The following is a 21,165-nucleotide window of genomic DNA, read 5'->3' on the forward strand; positions in this document are numbered from 1 at the left end:
TAAACGGGGGTATCGTCCTCGATGAGCTCACCGGCACCGAAGAAGCACCACAAACGGACTTGTCGACCATCGCAACGTCATGGGGAAAGCACACATGTATCGCAACTCGCCGCGGTCGATCGCGGAAGGATCGACCTTCGAGCAGCGCACCTTCGACACCGATCGGGGCCGCGCCAGCCGGCAGCCGACCATCACCGTGATCGTCCCGGCGAAGAACGAGGCCGACAACCTGCGAGCGGTGCTGCCCACGTTGCCGCCGGTCCACGAGGTGATCCTCGTCGACGGCGACTCCACCGACGGCACCGTCGAGGTCGCCCGCCAGGTGATGCCCGAGATCAAGATCGTGAAGCAGACCCGCAAGGGCAAGGGGAATGCCCTGGCGTGCGGCTTCAAGGCGGCGACGGGCGACATCATCGTGATGTTCGACGCCGACGGCTCCGCCGACGCACGGGAGATCCCGGCGTACGTCGACGCGCTGATCAACGGCGCCGACTTCGCCAAGGGCAGCCGCTTCATCGACGGCGGTGGCAGCGACGACATCACCCTGCTGCGGCACGTCGGCGCCACCGGCCTGCACATGCTGGTCAACCTCACATTCGGCCAGCGCTTCAGCGACCTGTGCTACGGCTACAACGCGTTCTGGACCGAACTGGTCCCCGAGCTCGACCTGCCCGACATCGACGCTCCCGTCCCCGCGGGCGGGATGATCTGGGGCGACGGCTTCGAGATCGAGACCGTCATCAACCTGCGGATGGTGGGCGCGGGGGTCCAGATCCGCGAGGTGCCCAGTGTCGAGCGCCCCCGGATCCACGGTGAGAGCAACCTGCGCACCTTCAAGGACGGGTTCCGGGTACTGCGGACCATCCTGTCCGAGCGTCAGCGGGCGCGGACGATCGGTCGCGGCGGCGCAGCCGTGCAGACGCCGGAGAGCGCTCCCGCCCAACAGGTCAGCCGACCGAGCATGAGCGCGTGAGGACCTCCCCCGCGCCGACCCTCTCGGTGATCGTCTGCGCGTACACCGAGCGTCGCTGGCAGGATCTGTGCGAGAGCGTGCAGTCGGTGCTGGAGCAGACCGTGCCGCCGATGCAGTTGCTGGTCGTGGTCGATCACAACGACGTGCTGTTGCAGAAGGCGCGGCAGCGTTTCAGCGCACTGAAGCCGGACCACATGACGATCTCGGTCCTCGCGAACGCACATCAGCAAGGGCTGTCCGGAGCCCGCAACACCGGGATCGAAGCAGCCCACGGTGAAGTGCTGGCCTTCCTGGACGACGACGCCAGCGCCGATCCCCGGTGGCTGGAGTTCATGGTCGAGCACTACGTCGACGAGCACGTGATGGGTGTCGGCGGATCGGCCCAACCCCTGTGGCCGACCGGCCTCGGTCGCCCCACCACGCTGCCCGCGCCCCGCGGCGCCGAACGTGGCGAGTTGGACTGGGTCGTCGGATGCACCTACGAGGGTCTTCCGGTCGGCGCTGCCGCCGTGCGCAACCTGATGGGCTGCAACATGTCGATGCGGGCCAGTGCCTTCGAGCAGGTCGGCCAGTTCAGCGAGAACCTCGGCCGGATCGGGCGCACTCCGCTCGGGTGCGAGGAGACCGAGTTGTGCATCCGCATCGCCCAAGCGGTGCCTGGGGCCTCCTTCGTCTTCGAACCCCGCGCGCGTGCCGCCCACCGGGTCAGCTCCGATCGACTCACGTGGTCCTACCTGTTGTCGCGGTGCTACGCCGAGGGTGTCTCCAAGGCGGCCGTGTCCCGGATGGTGGGGCAGGATGCGGCGCTGGAGTCCGAGCGGCGGTACGTCGCGGCGGTGCTTCCGCGCGCGGTCCTGCGCGAGCTCGTGCATGTCAGTCCGCGGCACCTGCTCGGCGCCGGGGCGATCGTCGCGGGTACTGCCACGACCGTGGCGGGATACCTGCGCGGCAAGGCTGCGAACTACAGCCACCGGCCGGCGCAGAGCGCATCCGTGGCGACCGCCGTACCGGCTGCCTGACCCGTCCGGCCTAGCGGCGCCCGCCGCACCGGCTGCCTGCACTCGTCCCGCCTAGCGGCGACCGGTCCACCACCAGCGCTGCACGATCTCGACCGCGCCCCGGGGTTCGGCCGGGCGGAACCGCAGACACCCGCACTCGCGCCGGAAGGCACAGTCGGTGCCGCGGCGCAGGTGCTCATGCGAATCGAAGGCGTGTCCGCACATGCATCGCCGCTGTGCATCGACGTCCTGGGTCATGGCTGGGATTTTATGGTGTGCATCACCAGGCGCAGTCCCCCACCTCCCGACCATTCGCGAATCGCCACGCTTTCCCGGGACGCTCGCCATCACGAGGTCACCGTCCGTGCTGCGCCGCCGGCAAGCTGCCAGCGTTCGCCGAGCGCCGATCGTCCGCGATCGGACAGCGACCCCCACAGCCGCACCCGCGCCATACCCCCGTCGGGAAACACCTCCAGGCGTGCCGCGACGATCTCGTGCTCGCCACCGGTCCCGGTCGGGATGCGGTGTCGGGTGTCCGGCTGCAGACGGGTGCGCGACAGGATCTGCACCTGCTCGCCGGCGGCCGTCGTACCGGTGAGACGGGCCCAGCCCGGCGCGTTGCCCACGAAGTGCCGGGTGTCGAGTTCGGCGATGTGCACCGCGCCGGGTCCGGCGAGCTCGAACTGCACCCAGTCGTGGCCGTCATCGCGGCGACGGGAGGTCTCCCACCCCTCCCCCATCGACCGTGCCTCCCCGGGCAGGATCAGGTTGGCGGGCGCCGAATAGAACATGTTGGAGCAGTCGCTGATCCGCCCGCCGAGCTCCGCGGCCGCCAGGTCCACATGACCCGGCCCGACCAGCCGCGGGTCGGGCACGATCTCGCCGTGCACCCGCAGCCGGGCGATCCCGCCGTCCGGATGCATCCGCAGGCGGACGTGGGAGACCAGGCGCGGCTGTGACACCGCGAACGAGTTGATGCTGTCGCCGTCGACCGCCTCGATCCCCACCAGCTCGAACCAGTCCGCGTCGGCGAGTTCGGCAGGTGCGGGGTACCCGTCGACGTACGCGCCCTGCACCGAGACGTGCGGGGGGTAGTTGCCGGTGAAGAAGGAGGTGTCGACGACAACGCCGTGCACGATGCCCGGGACGCCGAGCCGCACCACGGCCCAGTCGACGCCGGGTTCGCGGCGTCGGCGGGTCTCCCACCCGTCGTACACCTGACCCTTGTTGCCGAATGTGTGACTGGCGTACGTCGGGGCGTCCGCCTTGATGAGGTTCTCCTTCTCGGCGAACAACTCGTCATTGGCCGCGACCACGCCGGATCCGAAGCGCCGGGAGGCCAGGTCGGGCCATCGGGTGAAGTCCGGGCGGTCACCCATGCTCGCTCCTTAAGGGCGTGATCTCGACTCCCGGCCCAGCTGCCGGTGCGATGCGTGTGTCCGTCCGGGTGAGCAGCCGCCCACCCGCGAGCGCGGCGTCGTCCCCCCGTGCCGGTCTCCCCCCGAGCCAGGTGCGACGGGCGTCGCCCCGCAGGGTGATCCCGTCGTACGCCGTGAGCTTGTTCTTGTGATGCAACCGCCGGGCGTCGACGGTGGTGGTCTCGTCCGGCGCGAACGCCACGAGGTCCGCACGCCGACCGACCTCGATGGCGCCCCGGTCGTGCAGGCCCGCGACGGCGGCGGGTGCCGTGCTCATCCAGTCCACGACCTGCGCCAGTCCGATGCCGCGTTCGCGGGCGCCGGTCCAGACCGCGCGCAGGGCCACCTCGACCGAGGCCACACCGCCCCACGCCGCGCCGAGATCGCCGGAGTCGAGCTGTTTGAGGTCGACCGTGCAGGGCGAATGGTCACTGACGACGATGTCGACGGTCCCGTCGCGCAGCCCGTCCCAGAGCTGGGCACGGTTTGCTTCGCTACGGATCGGCGGACAGCACTTGTGCGCCGTGGAGCCGTCGCGGATCGTCTCGGCGGCGAAGGTCAGGTAGTGCGGACAGGTCTCGACGGTGAGCGGCAGCCCCTGCTCCTTCGCCGCGCGCAGCTCGTCCAGTGCGGCCGCACTGGACAGGTGCAGGATGTGCGCGTGGGCGCCGGTGCGACGCACGGCCTCGATGACGGTGCGGATCGCCGACACCTCACTCGCGTCCGGGCGGGACGCGACGAAGTCGGCGTACCGGCGACCGTGTGCCGGCGGGGCCGCGGCGATCGCGTCCGGGTCCTCGGCGTGCACCATCATCAGCGCGCCCAGGTCGGCGACGCGCTCCATGTGGGCCAGAAGCTCCGCGCGGGACAGCGGAGGGAACTCCGGCACTCCGGAGTCGACGAGGAAGCACTTGAAACCGAAGACGCCGGCCTCGTGCAACGGGCGCAGCTGATCCAGGTTGCCCGGCACCGCACCGCCCCAGAAGCCGACGTCCACGAAGCACTGCTCGCGCGCCGCCTCCTGCTTGATACGCAGGGCCTCGACCGAGGTGGTAGGGGGCAGGCTGTTGAGCGGCATGTCGAGCAGGGTCGTCGTGCCGCCGGCGAGCGCCGCGCGGGTGGCCGACGCGAAGCCCTCCCAGTCGGTGCGACCGGGTTCGTTGACGTGCACATGCGTGTCGACCATGCCCGGTAGGAGCACTTCGTCCTCGGCCAGCGAGATGCGCTCGCCCTCCCACCCGACGTCGTCGCCCGCCGCGCCGATCGCGGCGATGATGCCCTCGCGCACGCCGACCACGGCCGGTCGTTCGACACCGGCGACGACCGCGCGGGGCGCGATGAACACCTGGTCGAAGGCAGGGCGCGGCACGGTCAGCGGGTCCTCTCCAGGACGTCGGCGAGCAGGGTGGCCGCACGGCGTTCCAGCAGTGTGCCGGCATCCTTCATACACGTATCCAGGTCGGTTTCGAGGTCGGTCAGCGCATATGCAGCGTCGAGTCCTGCCGCACGCAGCTCCCCGGGGGTGCTGAGCACCCGCCCGGCGAGGGCCCGGACCGGTACGCCGTGCGCCCGCGCGGCCCGCGCCACGCCCACCGGCGCCTTGCCGCGCAGGCTCTGCGCGTCCAGGGAGCCCTCACCGGTGATCACCAGGTCGGCGGCCGACAGCAGCCCGGCGAAACCGGTGAGCTCCAGGACCGTCTCGATCCCGGACGTCAGCCGCGCGCCGAGTAACAGCGCGGCGTACCCGACCCCGCCGGCCGCACCGGCACCCGGCCGGTCCGCGAGCTCCCGACCGGCCACCGAGGCGAAGTGCGCGAGCGCGTCGTCGAGGAGGTGCACCTGCTCGGCGGTGGCGCCCTTCTGCGGGCCGTAGACCTGGGCCGCGCCGTGCTCCCCGGTGAGCGGGTTGTCCACATCGCAGGCCAGCTCCAGTCGAACGCCGGCCAGCCGAGCCTGCGCGCCGGTGAGGTCGACGCGGCGTACGTCGCGCAGCCCGGCCCCTCCGGGAGTCACCGGTCGGTCGTGGCCGTCGAGGATCCGCGCGCCCAGCGCGGTGAGCATCCCGGCGCCGCCGTCGGTGCCGGCGCTGCCGCCGACGCCCACCACCAGACGGTCGCAGCCGGAATCCAGCGCGGCGGCCATCGCCTGGCCGAGGCCGTGGCTGGAAGCCGTCATCGGCGCGGGGGTGCCGCCCGGCAGCAGCTGCAGTCCGCACGAGTTGGCGAGCTCGACGACGCAAGTGTTCTCGCGCACGGCGAACGTCGCCCGCACCGGCGCACCGGTCGGCCCCGCGACCGTGACCTCCCGAGGGTCGAACCCCACGGCGATCATCGCGTCGACCGTGCCGTCCCCACCGTCGGCGACCGGGGCGGTGACGATCTGCACGGCGGGATCCACCGACTGCAGACCGACGCCGATGTGATCCGCCGCCTGCGCGGCCGACAGCGATCCCTTGAACTTGTCGACCGCGACGACGATGCGCACGTAGACCAGGATGCCCCGCTCGGGTCAGTGGGTCAGTTCGGCGAGCCGTCCCAGGTCCAGGCCGGCGAGCTCGCTCACCTCCGCGGCGTCGACGGCGCCGCAGTGCACCCCGCGCAACAGCGCGGATGCCAGCATCCGGGCGGTGGCGGGTTCGTCGGCGATACCGCCGTCGATCCGAGCGACGTACGCCGCGAGCCGGGCCGCCGACGGGTGCAGCGTCTCGCGGAAGAACAGGTAGGTGGCGAGGTAGCGCGAGACCAGGTGGCCGGGGCACATGTCCCAGCCCTGGTAGATCCCCTGCCGCAGCGATCGCGCGACGAGCCCGGTGTGCAACGCCCAACTGGCGCCCGCCGCCCGCTCGTCCGCGAAGTCGACCACGTTGGTCGAGCCGTCCGAGACGGTCACCCCGGTCTGGGCGGCGGCGACCTGCATGACCGCCTTGGCGTGGTCGGCGACCGGGTGGTCGAGCGACTGGTACTGCGCCGCGACACCCAGCCCCGCGCTGTAGTCGAACGTGCCGTAGACGAGGCCGGTCACCCGCCGGTCCGCGGCGTGCACCATCGCGGCCACCGCTGCCGTCCCGTCCGCCGCCATGATTGCCTGCGCGGTCTCGACCTGGATCTCGAAGCGCAGCGCGTGGTCGGGCAGTCCGAGCGCCGCCTCCACCCTGGTCAGTGCGAGCGCCATCGCCCGCACCTGGTCCACCGAGGTCACCTTCGGCAGGGTGAGGGTGAGCCCGTCGGGCACCCGGCCGTCCCCGCAGGCGCGCTCGAGGAACGCCACCAGCGTGGCGACCCCCCGCGCCCGGTTCGGTGCCTCGAACGCCTTGAACCGGATGCCCCACCAGGACGGCCGGGTGCCGTCGGCGTGTTGGGCGTCGTACGCCGTGAGCACCCGCGCGAGGTCGGCGTCCTCCACGTCGTCCGCGCGGCGGCCGTAACCGTCCTCGAAGTCCACCCGCAGGTCCTCGATCGGCTCGGTATCCAGCTTGGCGCGCACCCGGTCGTACACCTGCGCCACCCTCTCGGGCGCGAGGCCGACGGCGGCCGCGAGAGTGTCGGCGGTCGGCGCGAACCGGTCCAGCAGCTCCAGGGCCGCACGCCCCCACGCCGTCGGGGTGTCGGCGGTGTACCGGTCGGCTGGCACGTAGACGGTGTGCACAGGCGCGCGCTCGACCCGGTCACCGGGGTAGCGCGTCGCGAGCTCCCGGTCGGCTCGCGCCAGCTCGCGATCCAGTTCGCCGATCAGGTCCTCGGTGAGTCGTGCGGTCATACGCTGCTCCTCATCGCGAGTATCAGGACGATGACATCATCACCGACCCCCGGACGCTGTTGCCCGACACGACGAAAGCGATGCCTGTGACGGACCCTGCAGAGCCTGCCGAGCCCCTTCCCGTCGGGCGGTTCGACGAGCTGCCCGCCACCGGGGCCGCCGACCTGCTGCGGGCGTGCTGCGCCGCGCCGGGCTGGATCGCGCGGATGGTGCAGGGACGCCCGTACGCCGAGCGTGACCGGCTGCTCGCCGCGTCCGACACCGCCTTCGGGACGTTTGTGCAGCAGGACGTGGACGATGCGCTGGCCGATCACCCGCGCATCGGCGACCGGGTCGGGGGCGGCAGCGGCGCGGCGGCGTTCTCCCGGGCCGAGCAGGCCGCGGTCGGCGACGCGCACGATCAGGTCCGGCGGGATCTGGCGGCGGGCAACCGTGCCTACGAGGAGCGTTTCGACCGGGTCTTCCTGATCCGCGCCGCGGGCCGGTCACCGGAGCAGATCCTGGCCGAGCTGCACCGCCGGATGGGCAACGACGACGCGGCCGAGGTCGCGGAGGTCGTCGAACAGCTGCGCCAGATCACCCGACTGCGACTGCAGGCGAGCATCCGATGAGCACTCTGTCGACCCATGTGCTGGACGCCGTCCGCGGGGTGCCGGCGAGTGGCATCGCCGTCGAGGCCTTCGCCCGGGACGCAGAGGACCGTTGGCAGCTCGTCGGATCGGGTACGACCGACGACGACGGACGCATCCCGCGTGTCGCGGAGGCGCCGCTCGCACCGGGGATCCACCGCATCGTCTTCGCGACCGCCGACTACTTCGCGGCTCAGCACGTCGACGCGTTCTATCCCGAGGTCGCCGTCACCTTCACGGTCGACGACGAGCGCCACTACCACGTGCCGCTGCTGCTCAGCCCGTTCGCCTTCTCCACCTACCGAGGGAGTTGAACCCATGTCCTACGTCCTGGGACACCACCAGTACGGCAAGGCCGAGGTGCGCGTCGTACGCGTCTTCCGGGAGACCCGCGAGAGCCGGCACGACATCGTCGACTACAACGTGAGCGTCACCCTCTCCGGCGACTTCGACGACGCGCACCTCAGCGGCGACCAGACCAAGGTGCTCACCACCGACGCCTGCAAGAACACCGTCAACGCGTTCGCCAAGAGCGCCGGCGAGGCGGTGCGCACCCCCGAGGCGTTCGCGCTCGCGCTGGCCGACCACTTCGTCGACGACGTGCCTCAGGTGACGACCGCGATGATCAAGGTCGAGGCCTACGCGTGGGAGCGGATCGGCGACCACCCGCACGCGTTCCGTCACCGCGGCGACCACGTCCGCACCGTCACGGTCCGCCGTGGCGAGGGCCCCGCGACGGTGGTCAGCGGGGTGCGGGACTACGTGCTGCTGAAGACCACCGACTCGGAGTTCCACGGCTTCTACCAGGACGCGTACACCACGCTCCAGCCCACGGACGACCGCGTGATGGCGACGTCGGTGACAGCCCAATGGGCGCACGGCTCGGCGCAGGACACCGACTGGGACACCTCGTACGCCGCGGTGCTGGACGCGCTGACCACCGCCTTCGCCGACTCCTACAGCTACGCGTTGCAGCAGACCATCTGGGAGATGGGGCAGCGCGCATTGGACGCCGCATCCGGCGTGGCCGAGATCCGGATGAGCTGCCCGAACAAGCACCACTTCGTGGTGGACCTGTCGCCGTTCGGCCTGGAGAACCACCAGGAGGTCTTCCACGCCGACGACCGGCCCTACGGGCTCATCGAGGCCACCGTGCAACGGTCCGCCGACGTCGACCTGTCCGCGGCGTACGACCCGGGTCAGGCCTGGTCCTGAGCGCGTGGTGCCGGTCCGGCTCTTGCGGAGTGTCCGATGATGGGTGACGTGAGCACCAGCACTTCGGCGCGCGGACCGCAGGTCACCGTCAACGGCACCTCCCGGTCCCTGGGGCAGACCCCGTCCTACCTCAGCCTGCTGGACTTCCTGCGCGGGCAGGGTCTGACCGGCGCCAAGGAGGGCTGCGCCGAGGGCGAGTGCGGAGCGTGCTCGGTGCTGGTCGCGCGACCCGACGGTGACGGGTCCGCCTGGGTGGCACTCAACGCGTGCCTCCCGCCGGCCGTCGCGTACGCCGGGCAGGAGATCGTCACCGCCGAGGGGCTCGGCGCCCCCGGTGACCTGCACCCGGTGCAGGAAGAGATGGCGCAGCGCGGGGGCTCGCAATGCGGTTACTGCACACCGGGTTTCGTGTGCAGCATGGCCGCGGAGTACTACCGCGCCGACCGGGCACCGGGCACCGCCACGCCGGATCCCGAACGCGGTCCCAACGGCTTCGACCTCCAAGCCCTGTCCGGCAACCTGTGCCGGTGCACCGGCTACCGTCCGATCCGCGACGCGGCGTACGCGCTCGGCTCGCCCGGCGAGGACGATCCGCTCGCGCAGCGCCGCACCGCACCGGCGCCGGGGGCCGAGGCGACCCGGGTCAGCGACGGCGCGCACGAGTTCGTCCGGCCGACCACCCTGAGCGAGGCCGTCGCGTTGCTGGCGGACGACCGCGAGACCCGCCTGGTCGCGGGGGCGACGGACTGGGGCGTCGCTGCCAACCTGCTGATGGCACGTTCGCCCGTGCTGATCGCCGTCGACCGGCTGCCTGAGCTGCGCGAGCTGCACGAGACCGGCGAGCACATCGAGATCGGCGCCGCGCTGACCCTGTCGGAGATCGAGCAGCAGCTGGCTGGCCGCATTACGTTGCTGGACCAGCTTTTCGGGCAGTTCGCCTCCCGGCTGATCCGCAACGCAGCCACCCTGGGCGGCAACCTGGGCACCGGCTCCCCCATCGGCGACGCCGCGCCCGCCCTGCTCGCCCTCGATGCGCGGCTCGTGCTCACCGGACCCGGCGGCGACCGCGTCGTGCCGATCGCCGACTACTTCACCGGCTACCGGCAAACGATCCGCCATCCTGATGAGTTGATCCGGTCCGTGCGGATCCCGGTGCCGCTCGCCGCCACGACCGCCTTCCACAAGATCGCCAAACGCCGCTTCGACGACATCTCCGGGGTGGCCGTCGCGTTCGCGCTCGACCTGCAGGACGGCGTCGTACGACGGGCCAGGATCGGTCTGGGCGGGGTCGCGGCGACGCCGCTACGCGCGTACGACGCCGAGGCAGCGCTGCAGGGGCGGCCGTGGACCCTGGACACCGCGCAGGAGGCGGCGCGGGTGCTCGGCGCCACCGGCACCCCACTGGACGACCACCGGGCGAGTGCCCGCTACCGGACGGCGATGCTACGGACGGCCGTGCTGAAGTTCCAGGCGCAGACCACATCCGAGGAGGTCGACGCGTGAGCTCCCTCTCCGAACGACCCCGCAATCCTGATGTGGGACAGGCGATCCCCCACGAGTCGGCCGACCTGCACGTCACCGGCCGGGCGCTCTACACCGACGATCTGACCGGTCGCACGAAGGACGTCCTGCATGCGTGGCCGGTGCAGTCGCCGCACGCTCACGCGCGGATCACCCGGATCGACACCACTCCGGCTACGCGGGTCGACGGGGTCGTCCGGGTCCTCACGGCCGACGACGTGCCCGGAGTCAACGACGCGGGCGTGAAGCACGACGAGCCCCTCTTCCCGTCCGAGGCGATGTTCCACGGCCACGCCGTCGTGTGGGTGCTCGGCGAGACCCTCGAGGCCGCGCGGCTCGGCGCGGCAGCGGTCGAGGTCGACTACGAGGTGCTGCCCTCGATCCTCACGACCGCGGAGGCGATCGCCGCCGAGAGCTTCCAGGGTGGTCAGCCACGGATGGAGCGCGGCGACGTGGACGCGGCGCTCGCCAGTGCCGCGCACGTCTTCCACGGTGAGTTCGAGTGCAAGGGCCAGGAGCACTTCTACCTGGAGACGCACGCCGCCCTGGCGCAGGTGGACGAGAACGGCCAGGTCTTCGTCCAGAGCAGCACCCAGCACCCGAGCGAGACGCAGGAGATCGTCGCCCATGTGCTCGGGCTGCGCTCGCACGAGGTCACCGTGCAGTGCCTGCGGATGGGCGGCGGCTTCGGCGGGAAGGAGATGCAACCACACGGGCTGGCCGCGGTCGCGGCGCTGGGGGCGGTGATCACCGGACGCCCGGTGCGGCTGCGGCTCAACCGCACCCTCGACATGTCGATGACCGGCAAGCGGCACGGTTTCCACACCCAGTGGCGGGTCGGCTTCGACGCCGACGGCGGACTGGTCGCGCTGGACGCGACGCTCACCTCCGACGCCGGCTGGAGCCTGGACCTGTCCGAGCCGGTGCTCGCCCGCGCCGTGTGCCACGTCGACAACGCCTACTGGATCCCCCACGTGCGGGTGAACGGGCGGATCGCGAAGACCCACAAGACCTCCCAGACCGCGTTCCGCGGCTTCGGCGGACCGCAGGGGATGCTCGTGATCGAGGACATCCTCGGTCGGTGCGCTCCGCTGCTCGGTCGGGACCCTGCCGACCTGCGCCGACAGAACTTCTACGGCCCCGGGCAGAGCACGCCGTACGGCCAAGAGGTCACCCAGTGGGACCGCCTGCCCCGCGCCTGGGACCAGCTGCTGCGCACCGCCGACATCGCGAACCGACGGCAGGAGATCGACCGCTTCAACGCGACGCATCCCGACACCCGGCGTGGTCTCGCGCTGACACCGGTGAAGTTCGGGATCTCCTTCAACCTCACCGCGTTCAACCAGGGCGGTGCGCTAGTGCTCGTCTACAAGGACGGCTCGGTGCTCATCAACCACGGCGGCACCGAGATGGGCCAGGGGCTGCACACCAAGATGCTGCAGGTCGCCGCGACCGCGCTCGGTATCCCCCGTGCGAGCGTCCGGCTCGCGCCGACGCGTACCGACAAGGTGCCCAACACCTCTGCCACCGCTGCGAGTTCGGGCGCCGACCTCAACGGTGGTGCGGTGAAGGACGCGTGCGAGCAGATCAAGGGGCGGCTCGCCCAGGTCGCCGCGCAGCACTTCGGGGTGCACGCCGCGGACGTGCGTTTCGACGGCGGCACGGTGTCGGCGATCGGCAGCAAGGCGGATCCGATCCCGTGGGCGCAACTGACCGAGCGCGCGTACTTCCAGCGCGTGCAGCTGTCGGCCACCGGTTACTACCGCACCGAGGGCCTGCACTGGGACTCCACGGTGATGCGCGGTACGCCGTTCAAGTACTTCGCGCACGGCGTCGCCGCCGCCGAGGTGGAGGTGGACGGGTTCACCGGCGCCTACCGCACCCGCCGGGTCGACATCGTCCACGACGTCGGCGACAGTCTCTCCCCGCTGGTGGACCTCGGCCAGATCGAGGGTGGCTTCGTACAAGGGGCGGGCTGGATGACCCTGGAGGAGTTGGTCTGGGACGAGAGCGACGGCCCGAACCGCGGAAAGCTGACGACCCAGGCGGCCAGCACCTACAAACTGCCGAGCTTCTCGGAGATGCCGGAGGTCTTCAACGTGGCGCTGCTTCCGCACGCGCACGAGGAGGGCGCCGTCTACGGGTCCAAGGCAGTGGGCGAGCCGCCGTTGATGCTGGCGTTCTGCGTGCGGGAGGCCTTGCGGCAGGCCGCCGCCGCGTTCGGCGCCCCGGGCACCAGCATCGACCTTCCGCTCCCGGCGACCCCCGAGGCTGTCTTCTGGGCCGTGGAGGATGCGCGCGCCGGTCATGCGGACGGCGCTGTGGAGCGCGGCGATCGCGCGGAGCGGCATGTGCCGGACCAGCCCGGTCCGGACGCGCACGCCCCGCACCCCCGCTCAGAAGAGCTCGCGAGCGAGCCGGCGAAGGGCTGAATCATGCACTGGATCGACGCGATCGCCCGATTGCGCGCCCACCGGGAGGCCGCCGTGCTCGTCACGCTCACCTCCGTGCGCGGCCACGCACCTCGCGAGGCCGGCGCGAAGATGGTGGTGTCCGCGGGAGCCGAGTTCGGCACCATCGGCGGCGGCAACCTGGAAGCGACCGCGATCGCCCGCGCACGCGGGATGCTGCGCGACGGGAGCGGGACGCCGGAGACGCTGGAGGTGGCGCTGCACGAGCGCGCGCCGGTGCAGCACGGCACCCAGTGCTGCGGGGGTGAGGTGGTCGTCCTGCTCGAGCCGCTCCCGGTCGTGGCGTCCGTCGCCATCTTCGGCATGGGGCACGTGGGCGTGGAGCTGTCGCGCATCCTGTCCCGTCAGGACCTCGAGTTGCACCTGATCGACTCGCGCTCGTCGTACGCCGCTCCGAAGACCCCCACGTACGACGATTCCCTCGCCACCATCCACTGGCACCACGCACCCGTGCCGGAACTGGTGCTGGGCGAGGTCCCGGCCGGCACCCACGTGCTGGTGATGACGCACGACCACGCCGAGGACGCGGCGCTGTGCGACACCGCGCTGCGCTGCACGCACCTCGGCTCGGTCGGAGTGATCGGATCGTCGGCGAAGTGGCGGCGCTTCGAGAAGCGGCTAAGCGAAGAGGGCCACCCGCAGGCGGCGATCGACACGATCACCTCGCCGGTCGGGTTGCCGGAGCTGATCGGCAAGGAACCGGCCACCATCGCGGTGTCGGTGGCCGCCGCGCTGCTGCGGACCATCGCCGTCGAGCAGGCGGGCAGCGTTCGCACGACGGCCGCGCGGACGACCACGTGACGCTCTACCGAGCGGCGATCCTCGACACCCCCGACGACCCCTTCACCGGCGGTCGGCTGCGCGCCGAACTGGACGGGGGTCTGCTGGTGCGCGCCGGGGTCATCGTCGACCGGGGCGGGTTCGCCGACGTACGACGCCGTCACCCCGAGGAGGATCTGCAGACCCTCGACGGCGGGCTGCTGCTGCCGGGGCTCGTCGACACGCACGTGCACTACCCGCAGGTCCGGGCCATCGGCGGGCTGGGCATGCCCCTCCTGGAGTGGCTCGAACGGTACGCGCTGCCGGAGGAGGCGCGATTGGCCGACCCGTCATACGCCGCGTCGGTCGCAGACGACTTCGTGCGGTCCTTGGTGCGCGCCGGCACCACGAGTGCCCTCGTCTTCGGCGCCCACTTCGCCCCGGCGACGGACGCGCTCTTCACCCGGGCCGCCGCGACCGGGCTGCGCATCACCAGCGGTCTGGTGCTGAGCGACCGGGAGATGCACGACGACCTGCTGATCACCGCCGACGAGGCGCTGCAGCAGAGCCGGGCGCTCGCGCGGAAGTGGCACGGCACCGGCCGGGCGCGGTACGCCGTGACGCCGCGCTTCTCGCTCTCCTGCACCGACGAACTCCTCGCGGTCTGCGGCGAGCTGGTGCGGGAGATCCCCGACGTCTGGTTCACCTCCCACGTCAACGAGAACCTCGCGGAGATCGCGCAGGTGCACGAGCAGTTCGCCGGCACCTACGTCGGCAGCTACGACGCGCACGGCCTCCTCGGACCGCGCAGCGTGCTCGCGCACAACGTGCACGTGAGCGACGAGGAGCTGCGGCTGCTCGGCGACCGCGGCGCGGGTGTGGCGCACTGCCCCGCCAGCAACTGCTCGCTCGGCAGCGGCCTCTTCCCGCTGGGTCGGCACCTGGCGCACGGCGTACGCGTGGCACTCGGCACCGACGTCGGCGGCGGCACCGGTCTGTCGATGTTCAAGGAGGCGCTGCAGGCCTACTTCGTCCAACAGCTCCGAGGCCCCGACGGGATCCCGCTCGGTCCCGTGCATCTGCTGCACCTGGCCACCTCCGCCGGCGCGGCGTTGCTCGGCCTGGACCACGTCGGCGACCTGTCGGTCGGCAAACGGTTCGACGCGCTGTGGCTGCGCGGCGCCGACGACAGCCTGCTGCAGCTCAACCTGCGCAACGCCTCCGACGCCGAGGGCGCACTGGCCAAGGCATTCGCGCTGGGCACCGACGCCGCCGTCGCGTCCGTCTGGATCGACGGGGAGCGCCTCGCCCCCTGAGGTTCACCATGCACAGCGGGGCACATCCGCCCCGCCCTGTATGTCCGAATCCACGCTGCAGTGTCAGATCGGACCGGTGTCTGCGCAGGTCAGAGGCCTGCGCGGAAGCACGGAGTGTCAGGGGACACCCGACACCTACCGAACACCCGCACCGCTCCCGCACGGTGATCCCAGGCGACGGCCCCGCCCCGGGGCGCGCCACCGACCACCATGGAGGGACACCTGATGAGGAACCTGCACAAGACCCTGACCCTGGCCGGCGTCGCGGTTGCGATCGCCACCCCGACCCTGGCCTGCGCGAGCCCGGCGCAGGCAGCGTCACGCGACGGTAGGTGCGACACCGGCGAATTCTGCCTCTACTTCAACAGCAACCAGGGCGGGTCGGTCTCCGACTTCACCAGCCCGATCGCCGACTACGGCGCCACGCAGCCCAGCTGCTACGTCTTCAAGGGCGCCGGGAACGGCAAGGGCAAGTGCGTGAAGAACAACGCCGCGTCGGTGTGGAACCGCACCGGCATGACGATGCGGGTCTACTTCAACAGCAACTACGGCGGTGCCTCGCAGGCCTTCGCGCCGGGCGCCAAGGGCAACCTCAACTCAGCGCTCAAGAACAACAACGCCTCCCATGGCCGGCCCGCGACCTCCACCGGTGCGCAGACCCCGCGCAACGACTACGACGGCAACGCCCGCGGCTTCGCCCAGGACAACTGCACGGCGTTCGCGGCGTACCGGATCGCGAGCCGCCTGCACACGCCGCATTTCAACAACTACTGGAAGGGCGTGCACTGGGGCAATGCGGGCAACTGGGACAACGCCGCCCGGTCCGCCGGAGTGAAGGTCGACAAGACGCCGAAGGTGGGCGCCATCGCGGTGAACGACGTGCACAAGGTCGGGCACGTGGCGTACGTGAACAAGGTGTACTCCGACGGATCGTTCGACGTGGAGGAATACAACTGGAACAACCCGCTGCACTACGGCACGCGCTCGCACGTGCGGGTCAACAGCGGCCAGGCGTCCTTCCAGTGGATGCTCCACTTCTAAGCCGGCGGAGGACACTGATGAAGACCTCACGCACGGCGCTCGCTGCGATCGCCGGTACGACGATGGTCCTGGGCGGTGGGATGGCCCTGTCCTCCCCCGCCCACGCGGCCTCGCGCAACGGCAGCTGTGACAGCGGCGACTTCTGTTACTACTTCAACAGCAACCAGGGCGGGTCGGTCTCCGACTTCACCGGTTCGCAGGACGACTACGGCACCACCCAGCCCACGTGCTACGAGTTCAAGGGTGCGGGCACGGGCAAGGGCAGGTGCGTGAAGAACAACGCCGCGTCGGTCTGGAACCGCAGCAAGCGCACGGTCCGGGTGTATTTCAACAGCAACTACGCCGGCACCTACCAGGACTTCAAACCGGGCACGAAGGGCAACCTGAAGCCGGGCCTGAAGAACAACGACGCATCCCACCAGTTCCTGCGCAGCACGCCACCGGTGACCGGGTGCAGGACCGATGGCACGGACACCAAGCTGCCGAGCTCGATCTTGGTCTACCGGACCGGGAGCGGGCAGGTGGATCGGGTCGCGTTCAAGACCTACGTGAAGAACGTGCTGCCCAACGAATGGCGCTCGAGCTGGCACTCGGCGTCACTGAAGTCCGGCGCCATCGCGGTGAAGAGCTTCGGCTGGTATTTCGCGCTCCACTCGGAGTCCAAGACCCCGAGCGGTCACTGCTACGACGTCCGCGACGACACGGGCAGCCAGGTGTACCGGCCCGGTTCGGCCACCGCGTCGACCAACAGTGCGGTCGATGCGACCTGGGGCACCCGGATGACCCGCAGCGGCAAGATCCTGCAGGCGCACTACTGCTCCTCACCGTCCGTCTGCAGCGCCTGGGTCACCGGTGACTGGATGTCGCAGAACGGCTCGGAGGAGCGGGCGAAGAAGGGGGCGAGTTACAGCTCGATCCTGCGGTCCTACTACCGCGACATCGCGCTCACCTCGTGAGGGCGCGTCGGTAGGACGAGCGAGGTCCGACTCACCGGTCGTCCGCCGCGGCAGCGTCCTGTCGCGGTGGATGACCGTCGGGCGGGCTCAGTCGGCCACCTCCAGGTCGCCCCGCGCCTCACCGCCGGCCACCACCCGGCCGGGGATGGTGAACGCCCGCCCTAGACTCGGCGGGGTATGAACCTGCCCTCGGACCCCGAGCCACAGGCCCATCCGCTGCGGATCTTCGCCCAGGATCTGGTCACCATCGGCCCGCGCGGAGGGGCCCATCGCGTCGCGTTGCGGGCCGGGGTCTCGGTCCTTGTCCCCCTCATGATCCTGGTGCTGGTCGGGCGCACCGAGTGGACGGCGTACGCCGCGTTCGGCGCCTTCACGGCCCTCTACGGACGGCACCACGTGCGATCCGAACGCGCCGGGATGCAGGTCGTCGCAGGCTGCTTCCTGGTGCTCTCGGTCGGCCTCGGTGTGCTCCTCTCCGCCGCTCCGGACGCGCGCTGGCTCGTCGTGGTGGTGGGCGCGCTGCTCGCGGCTGCCGGGTCGTTGGCCTCGGACGCCTACCGCTGGCATCCGCCCGGACCGCTGTTCATGATCTTCGGGTTCGCCGTCTGCGCGATCGGTCACCCAGGCATCGACACCCTCCCGATCGCGGTGGGTATCGCGGCCGCGAGCGCGGCGTTCTCCCTGGTCGTGAGCCACGTCGGGGTCGTCCGGGACCCCGACGGGCTGCGCCGTCCGGCGCTGCCGTCACCGCAGGTGCGGGTCGCCCTGGGCAGACCAGGGGTGTACGCCCACCTGATCCGGTACGTGATCGCCTGCTCGATCGCCGGCGCGATCGCGACCGGGCTCGGCTGGGCGCATCCCTACTGGGCGATGGTCGCCGCCGTCGTGGTCCTGGCCGGACCGGATTTCCGCTCGCGCATCACCCGCGGCACGCACCGGGTGATCGGCACACTGCTCGGCGCGGTCATCGCTGCCGTCATCCTGTCGTTCCATCCGCAGGGCGTCGCGGCCGTGCTGGTGATCGTCGTGCTCCAGGTGGTCACCGAACTGTTCGTCGGCCGCAACTACGCGCTGGCGCTGCTCTTCATCACACCCCTGGCGCTGATGATGGGGCAGCTGGTCCACCCGACACCGGTCGCTCAGCTGCTGCGCGACCGGCTCCTCGAGACCCTCCTCGGCGCCGCGATCGCGATGGTCGTCCTCGTGATCGTCCCCGACCGGCTGCGCCGCGCGCCCGCGCCTGCTGCAGCCTGAGGCATCAACCGGTCCCGCGGAGGCGACGCACGACCGCTGCCACGCCGAGCCGCAGGAGCGGTATCCGGCAGGCGCCGATCCACAGGTGCATCGGCTCGCCGCGCACCACCCCGCGTCGACCGGTCGCGTCGTACGCCAGCTGCCGCAGCCGTCGTAGGTCGGACACCGTCAGCGGCAGGGGTCGCTCGTCCGGGTGGAATCGCGTGCCGACCGGATGCTCCGCGCCGTGCGCACCGAACTCGATGTGGCCGCCGAGGATCGTCCCCGTCCCCGCGGTGTCCGCGAGTGCGACCATCCGGTCCAGGCTCTCCTGCAGCGCGGGCAGATCCTGCACGTAGAGGCGGCCGGGGTACGCCGTGTCGCCGGTGAGCAGCAGCCCTCGCGACGGATCGGCGATGACGATCGACCGGGCGTCATGCCCCGGGATCCCGGCCACCAGGAGCTCGCGTCCGCCGAGGGCGAACGGCACGACGCCGGCCGGCCACGGGTCGATTCCGAAGAAATCCCGCACCGACAGCTCATCCACCCCGACCACCGTGACGTGATCGCGGCCGGCGAACTGGACGTCGGCGGCGATGTGGTCGCCGTGGCCGTGGGAGTGGGCGACCACCAGCTCATAGTCCGACAGACCCTGCGCCTGCACCCAGTCGTCCACCAGCGCAGCGACCGTCGGCTGCAATGGCATCCGATCGACGTCCGCCACGTTGCCGGTGTCCAGCAGCAGCGCTCGGCGCGTGCCGAGCAGCAGGTAGAGGAACGGGGCCTCCCAGGTGGCGCGCGGGGACTGCCGCAGCACGAACGTCGCGTCGTCCACCCGCCGGACCTGCAGGACCGGGCCGGGGTCGCCACCGCGGCGGCTCCCACGGATCCACGGCCGGTCCAGCGGCTCGTCGTCCAGGACCACCCTCGACGGCAACCTCAGCATGATCGAAGCGTCCCACGCGGGTCACCGGTCGGGAGGGGATCCGATGTGAGGGGTTCTTCGCCTGCGGTTCACGTGGAGTTCGCCGTCCTCGAAGGCAACACACAGTTTGTACCGATGGGCTGAAGAGCGTCCTCGGGAACCCTTCTGTCAGAGAGAGATCCATGACCTTCCGCCCTCGCCCTGCCGCCGTCACGCTGGCCACCGCCGTCGCCCTCGTCGCAGGTGGCACCGCGGCGTACGCCGCACCGGGTCACACGTCCGCCCCGCATGCCAAGAAACATGTGCTGCTGCTGTCTGTCGACGGCATGCACCAGAGCGACCTGCAGTGGTACGTCGCGCACCACCCCGATTCCGCGCTCGCGCGGCTCGTCGACTCCGGCACGTCGTACACCCACGCGAAGACGCCGTTCCCGTCCGACTCCTTCCCGGGCCTGATCGGTCAGCTGACCGGTGGCGACCCCCGCACCACCGGCGTCTACTACGACGTCACCTACAACCACGCGCTGCTGCCGGCGGGGACCACGCACTGCAAGGGCGCCGCGCTGGGTGCGGCCGTCAACTTCGACGAGTCGATCGACAAGGACTCGACCCGCCTCGACGCCGGCCAGGGCCTCTCGGGTCTGCCGGGATCGATCCTCAACATGACCGGTCACCCCAGCACGCTGATCAACCAGGCCGCGCTGCCGGTCGACCCCACGACCTGCAAGCCGGTGCAGCCGAACCAGTACCTGAAGGTCAACACCGTCTTCGACGTGTTGCACCGCGCGAAGCTGCGCACGGCATGGTCGGACAAGCACCCCGCGTACAGCATCCTGCAGGGCAAGAGCGGCAACTCGATCGACGACCTCTTCACCCCGGAGATCAACAGCGACGCACCGGCCGGCGGTGACTGGACCACGAACAACGCCTCGACGCAGCAGTACGACCACTACAAGACCGAGGCGGTCCTCAACGAGATCAACGGCTTCGACCACTCGGGCAAGCACCGCGTCGGTACGCCGGCGCTCCTCGGGATGAACTTCCAGTCGGTCTCGACCGCTCAGAAGCTGCCGAAGTCCGACGGTCTGGCCGGCGGTTACCTGCCCGGCACCCGCACCCCCGGTCCGCTGCTCACCAAGGCGCTGAACTTCGTCAACACCGAGATCGGCTCCCTGGTGACGCGCCTGCAGAAGGACGGCCTGGCCTCGAGCACGACCGTCATCCTGTCGGCCAAGCACGGCCAGTCGCCCGTCGACCCGACGCGGCTGACCCGGATCGACGATGGCCCGATCATCGACGGCATCAACAAGGCGTGGGCCGCGAGCCATCCGAAGAACACGTCACTGGTCGCGCAGTCGCTCGACGACGACGGCATGCTCCTCTGGCTCTCGGACCGCTCGGCCGCCGCGACCTCGTTCGTCAAGGCATACCTGCTCGCCCATCCCGCGACGGGCAACACCGCCACGGGTGGATCGCGCACGCTTCCGGCGTCGGGCCTGACGGCGGTGTACGCCGGCGCCGGCTCGGCCCGGTACTTCGGTGTGCGGCAGAGCGACCCGCGTCACCCCGACGTGGTCGGCATCGCCCGGTACGGCGTCGTCTACACCGGCGGCACCAAGAAGATCGCCGAGCACGGAGGTGCGTCCGGCGACGATCGTGACGTGCCGCTCGTCGTCACGTCCGCGGCCGAAAGGGGCCACGGTCGCTCGATCGGCGCGAAGGTCGAGACCACTCAGATCGCTCCCACGATCCTGGCCACCCTCGGGCTCAACCCGCGCGACCTGCAGGCGGTGCGGCTCCAGCACACCCGCGTGCTGCCCGGCCTGGGCCGCCACCACCGCTGACCCGACCGGCACGATCGACGTCGAGCACCGCCGGATCGATCCGTACACGGGTGGTATGTCGACGTCGCCGGTCGGCAACCCCGTATTGGCCGCCACCACCCGCGCGAAGC

The 21,165-nt window shown here is 70.9% G+C and carries 19 protein-coding genes; 13 read left to right on the plus strand and 6 right to left on the minus strand.

Annotated elements, in window-relative coordinates; all coding sequences use genetic code 11:
• The first annotated feature begins 94 nt into the window (after positions 1-94).
• Together J4030_RS15930 and J4030_RS15935 are read left to right on the plus strand one after the other, a co-directional pair.
• The gene (locus J4030_RS15930; protein ID WP_208050216.1) at positions 95-973 is read left to right on the plus strand and encodes a glycosyltransferase family 2 protein; all 879 of its coding nucleotides are present in this window, start codon (positions 95-97) and stop codon (positions 971-973) included.
• Positions 970-1,992, plus strand: coding sequence for a glycosyltransferase family 2 protein (locus J4030_RS15935; RefSeq protein ID WP_307864739.1), 1,023 nt, complete (start codon positions 970-972; stop codon positions 1,990-1,992). Before J4030_RS15930 ends, J4030_RS15935 begins: the two co-directional genes overlap by 4 nt.
• A gap of 51 nt (positions 1,993-2,043) precedes the next feature.
• Here the strand turns inward: J4030_RS15935 and J4030_RS15940 are convergent, their stop codons facing one another.
• The 5 genes from J4030_RS15940 to J4030_RS15960 all read right to left on the minus strand — a co-directional run bounded on the left by J4030_RS15940 (position 2,044) and on the right by J4030_RS15960 (position 7,145).
• On the minus strand, positions 2,044-2,229 hold the full coding sequence (locus J4030_RS15940) for a hypothetical protein (protein WP_208050217.1): 186 nt from the start codon (positions 2,227-2,229) through the stop codon (positions 2,044-2,046).
• 89 nt (positions 2,230-2,318) lie between these two features.
• Positions 2,319-3,350: an allantoicase gene (gene alc / locus J4030_RS15945; RefSeq protein ID WP_208050218.1), complete on the minus strand. Its 1,032-nt coding sequence runs from the start codon at positions 3,348-3,350 to the stop codon at positions 2,319-2,321.
• Entirely contained in the window at positions 3,343-4,758 is a 1,416-nt protein-coding gene (allB, locus tag J4030_RS15950) for an allantoinase AllB (RefSeq protein WP_307864740.1), read from the minus strand. Before allB ends, alc begins: the two co-directional genes overlap by 8 nt.
• A gap of 2 nt (positions 4,759-4,760) precedes the next feature.
• Entirely contained in the window at positions 4,761-5,873 is a 1,113-nt protein-coding gene (locus tag J4030_RS15955; protein WP_208050219.1) for a glycerate kinase, read from the minus strand.
• Between the two features lie 24 nt (positions 5,874-5,897).
• Positions 5,898-7,145 carry an aldolase/citrate lyase family protein gene (locus J4030_RS15960; protein WP_208050220.1) on the minus strand — a complete coding sequence of 416 codons (1,248 nt, stop codon included), beginning with the start codon at positions 7,143-7,145 and terminating at the stop codon, positions 5,898-5,900.
• Positions 7,146-7,231: 86 nt separating this feature from the next.
• Between J4030_RS15960 and uraD the strand changes: the two genes are divergently transcribed.
• The 10 genes from uraD to J4030_RS16010 all read left to right on the plus strand — a co-directional run bounded on the left by uraD (position 7,232) and on the right by J4030_RS16010 (position 18,307).
• On the plus strand, positions 7,232-7,756 hold the full coding sequence (gene uraD, locus J4030_RS15965; protein WP_307864741.1) for a 2-oxo-4-hydroxy-4-carboxy-5-ureidoimidazoline decarboxylase: 525 nt from the start codon (positions 7,232-7,234) through the stop codon (positions 7,754-7,756).
• Positions 7,753-8,088, plus strand: coding sequence for a hydroxyisourate hydrolase (gene uraH, locus J4030_RS15970; protein ID WP_208050222.1), 336 nt, complete (start codon positions 7,753-7,755; stop codon positions 8,086-8,088). Before uraD ends, uraH begins: the two co-directional genes overlap by 4 nt.
• A 4-nt stretch (positions 8,089-8,092) precedes the next feature.
• Positions 8,093-8,989, plus strand: coding sequence for a factor-independent urate hydroxylase (pucL, locus tag J4030_RS15975; protein WP_208050223.1), 897 nt, complete (start codon positions 8,093-8,095; stop codon positions 8,987-8,989).
• A 39-nt stretch (positions 8,990-9,028) separates the two neighbouring features.
• Positions 9,029-10,492 (plus strand): FAD binding domain-containing protein, encoded by a 1,464-nt coding sequence (locus J4030_RS15980; RefSeq protein ID WP_208050224.1) that lies wholly within the window; start codon positions 9,029-9,031, stop codon positions 10,490-10,492.
• Positions 10,489-12,942, plus strand: a complete 2,454-nt coding sequence (xdhB, locus tag J4030_RS15985) for a xanthine dehydrogenase molybdopterin binding subunit (RefSeq protein ID WP_208050225.1) — start codon at positions 10,489-10,491, stop codon at positions 12,940-12,942. Before J4030_RS15980 ends, xdhB begins: the two co-directional genes overlap by 4 nt.
• A gap of 3 nt (positions 12,943-12,945) precedes the next feature.
• On the plus strand, positions 12,946-13,782 hold the full coding sequence (gene xdhC / locus J4030_RS15990; protein WP_208050226.1) for a xanthine dehydrogenase accessory protein XdhC: 837 nt from the start codon (positions 12,946-12,948) through the stop codon (positions 13,780-13,782).
• Positions 13,779-15,056 (plus strand): guanine deaminase, encoded by a 1,278-nt coding sequence (gene guaD, locus J4030_RS15995; RefSeq protein ID WP_208050227.1) that lies wholly within the window; start codon positions 13,779-13,781, stop codon positions 15,054-15,056. Before xdhC ends, guaD begins: the two co-directional genes overlap by 4 nt.
• A 225-nt stretch (positions 15,057-15,281) precedes the next feature.
• A complete protein-coding gene (locus tag J4030_RS16000) occupies positions 15,282-16,097 on the plus strand; it encodes a CHAP domain-containing protein (RefSeq protein WP_208050228.1) in 816 nt (271 codons plus the stop codon).
• Between the two features lie 17 nt (positions 16,098-16,114).
• Complete coding sequence (locus J4030_RS16005; protein WP_208050229.1) at positions 16,115-17,053, plus strand: SpoIID/LytB domain-containing protein; 939 nt, start codon at positions 16,115-16,117, stop codon at positions 17,051-17,053.
• A 177-nt stretch (positions 17,054-17,230) separates the two neighbouring features.
• The gene (locus J4030_RS16010) at positions 17,231-18,307 is read left to right on the plus strand and encodes an FUSC family protein (RefSeq protein ID WP_208050230.1); all 1,077 of its coding nucleotides are present in this window, start codon (positions 17,231-17,233) and stop codon (positions 18,305-18,307) included.
• A 4-nt stretch (positions 18,308-18,311) separates the two neighbouring features.
• On the opposite strand, the gene J4030_RS16015 is transcribed toward J4030_RS16010, so the two are convergent.
• A complete protein-coding gene (locus J4030_RS16015; RefSeq protein ID WP_208050231.1) occupies positions 18,312-19,232 on the minus strand; it encodes an MBL fold metallo-hydrolase in 921 nt (306 codons plus the stop codon).
• 161 nt (positions 19,233-19,393) lie between these two features.
• Here J4030_RS16015 and J4030_RS16020 point away from each other — a divergent pair, with 161 nt between their 5' ends.
• On the plus strand, positions 19,394-21,055 hold the full coding sequence (locus J4030_RS16020; RefSeq protein ID WP_208050232.1) for an alkaline phosphatase family protein: 1,662 nt from the start codon (positions 19,394-19,396) through the stop codon (positions 21,053-21,055).
• Positions 21,056-21,165: the final 110 nt, after the last annotated feature.

The organism is Allobranchiibius sp. CTAmp26, from assembly GCF_017565405.1.
Lineage (GTDB): Bacteria > Actinomycetota > Actinomycetes > Actinomycetales > Dermatophilaceae > Allobranchiibius.

Bases quoted from the DNA above. Each gene is read 5' to 3' on its own strand.
- J4030_RS15930 (WP_208050216.1), top strand. From the start codon at position 95: ATGTATCGCAACTCGCCGCGGTCGATCGCGGAAGGATCGACCTTCGAG.
- J4030_RS15940 (WP_208050217.1), bottom strand. From the start codon at position 2,229: ATGACCCAGGACGTCGATGCACAGCGGCGATGCATGTGCGGACACGCC.
- alc (WP_208050218.1), bottom strand. From the start codon at position 3,350: ATGGGTGACCGCCCGGACTTCACCCGATGGCCCGACCTGGCCTCCCGG.
- J4030_RS15960 (WP_208050220.1), bottom strand. From the start codon at position 7,145: ATGACCGCACGACTCACCGAGGACCTGATCGGCGAACTGGATCGCGAG.
- uraH (WP_208050222.1), top strand. From the start codon at position 7,753: ATGAGCACTCTGTCGACCCATGTGCTGGACGCCGTCCGCGGGGTGCCG.
- pucL (WP_208050223.1), top strand. From the start codon at position 8,093: ATGTCCTACGTCCTGGGACACCACCAGTACGGCAAGGCCGAGGTGCGC.
- J4030_RS15980 (WP_208050224.1), top strand. From the start codon at position 9,029: ATGGGTGACGTGAGCACCAGCACTTCGGCGCGCGGACCGCAGGTCACC.
- xdhC (WP_208050226.1), top strand. From the start codon at position 12,946: ATGCACTGGATCGACGCGATCGCCCGATTGCGCGCCCACCGGGAGGCC.
- J4030_RS16000 (WP_208050228.1), top strand. From the start codon at position 15,282: ATGAGGAACCTGCACAAGACCCTGACCCTGGCCGGCGTCGCGGTTGCG.
- J4030_RS16005 (WP_208050229.1), top strand. From the start codon at position 16,115: ATGAAGACCTCACGCACGGCGCTCGCTGCGATCGCCGGTACGACGATG.
- J4030_RS16010 (WP_208050230.1), top strand. From the start codon at position 17,231: ATGAACCTGCCCTCGGACCCCGAGCCACAGGCCCATCCGCTGCGGATC.
- J4030_RS16015 (WP_208050231.1), bottom strand. From the start codon at position 19,232: ATGCTGAGGTTGCCGTCGAGGGTGGTCCTGGACGACGAGCCGCTGGAC.
- J4030_RS16020 (WP_208050232.1), top strand. From the start codon at position 19,394: ATGACCTTCCGCCCTCGCCCTGCCGCCGTCACGCTGGCCACCGCCGTC.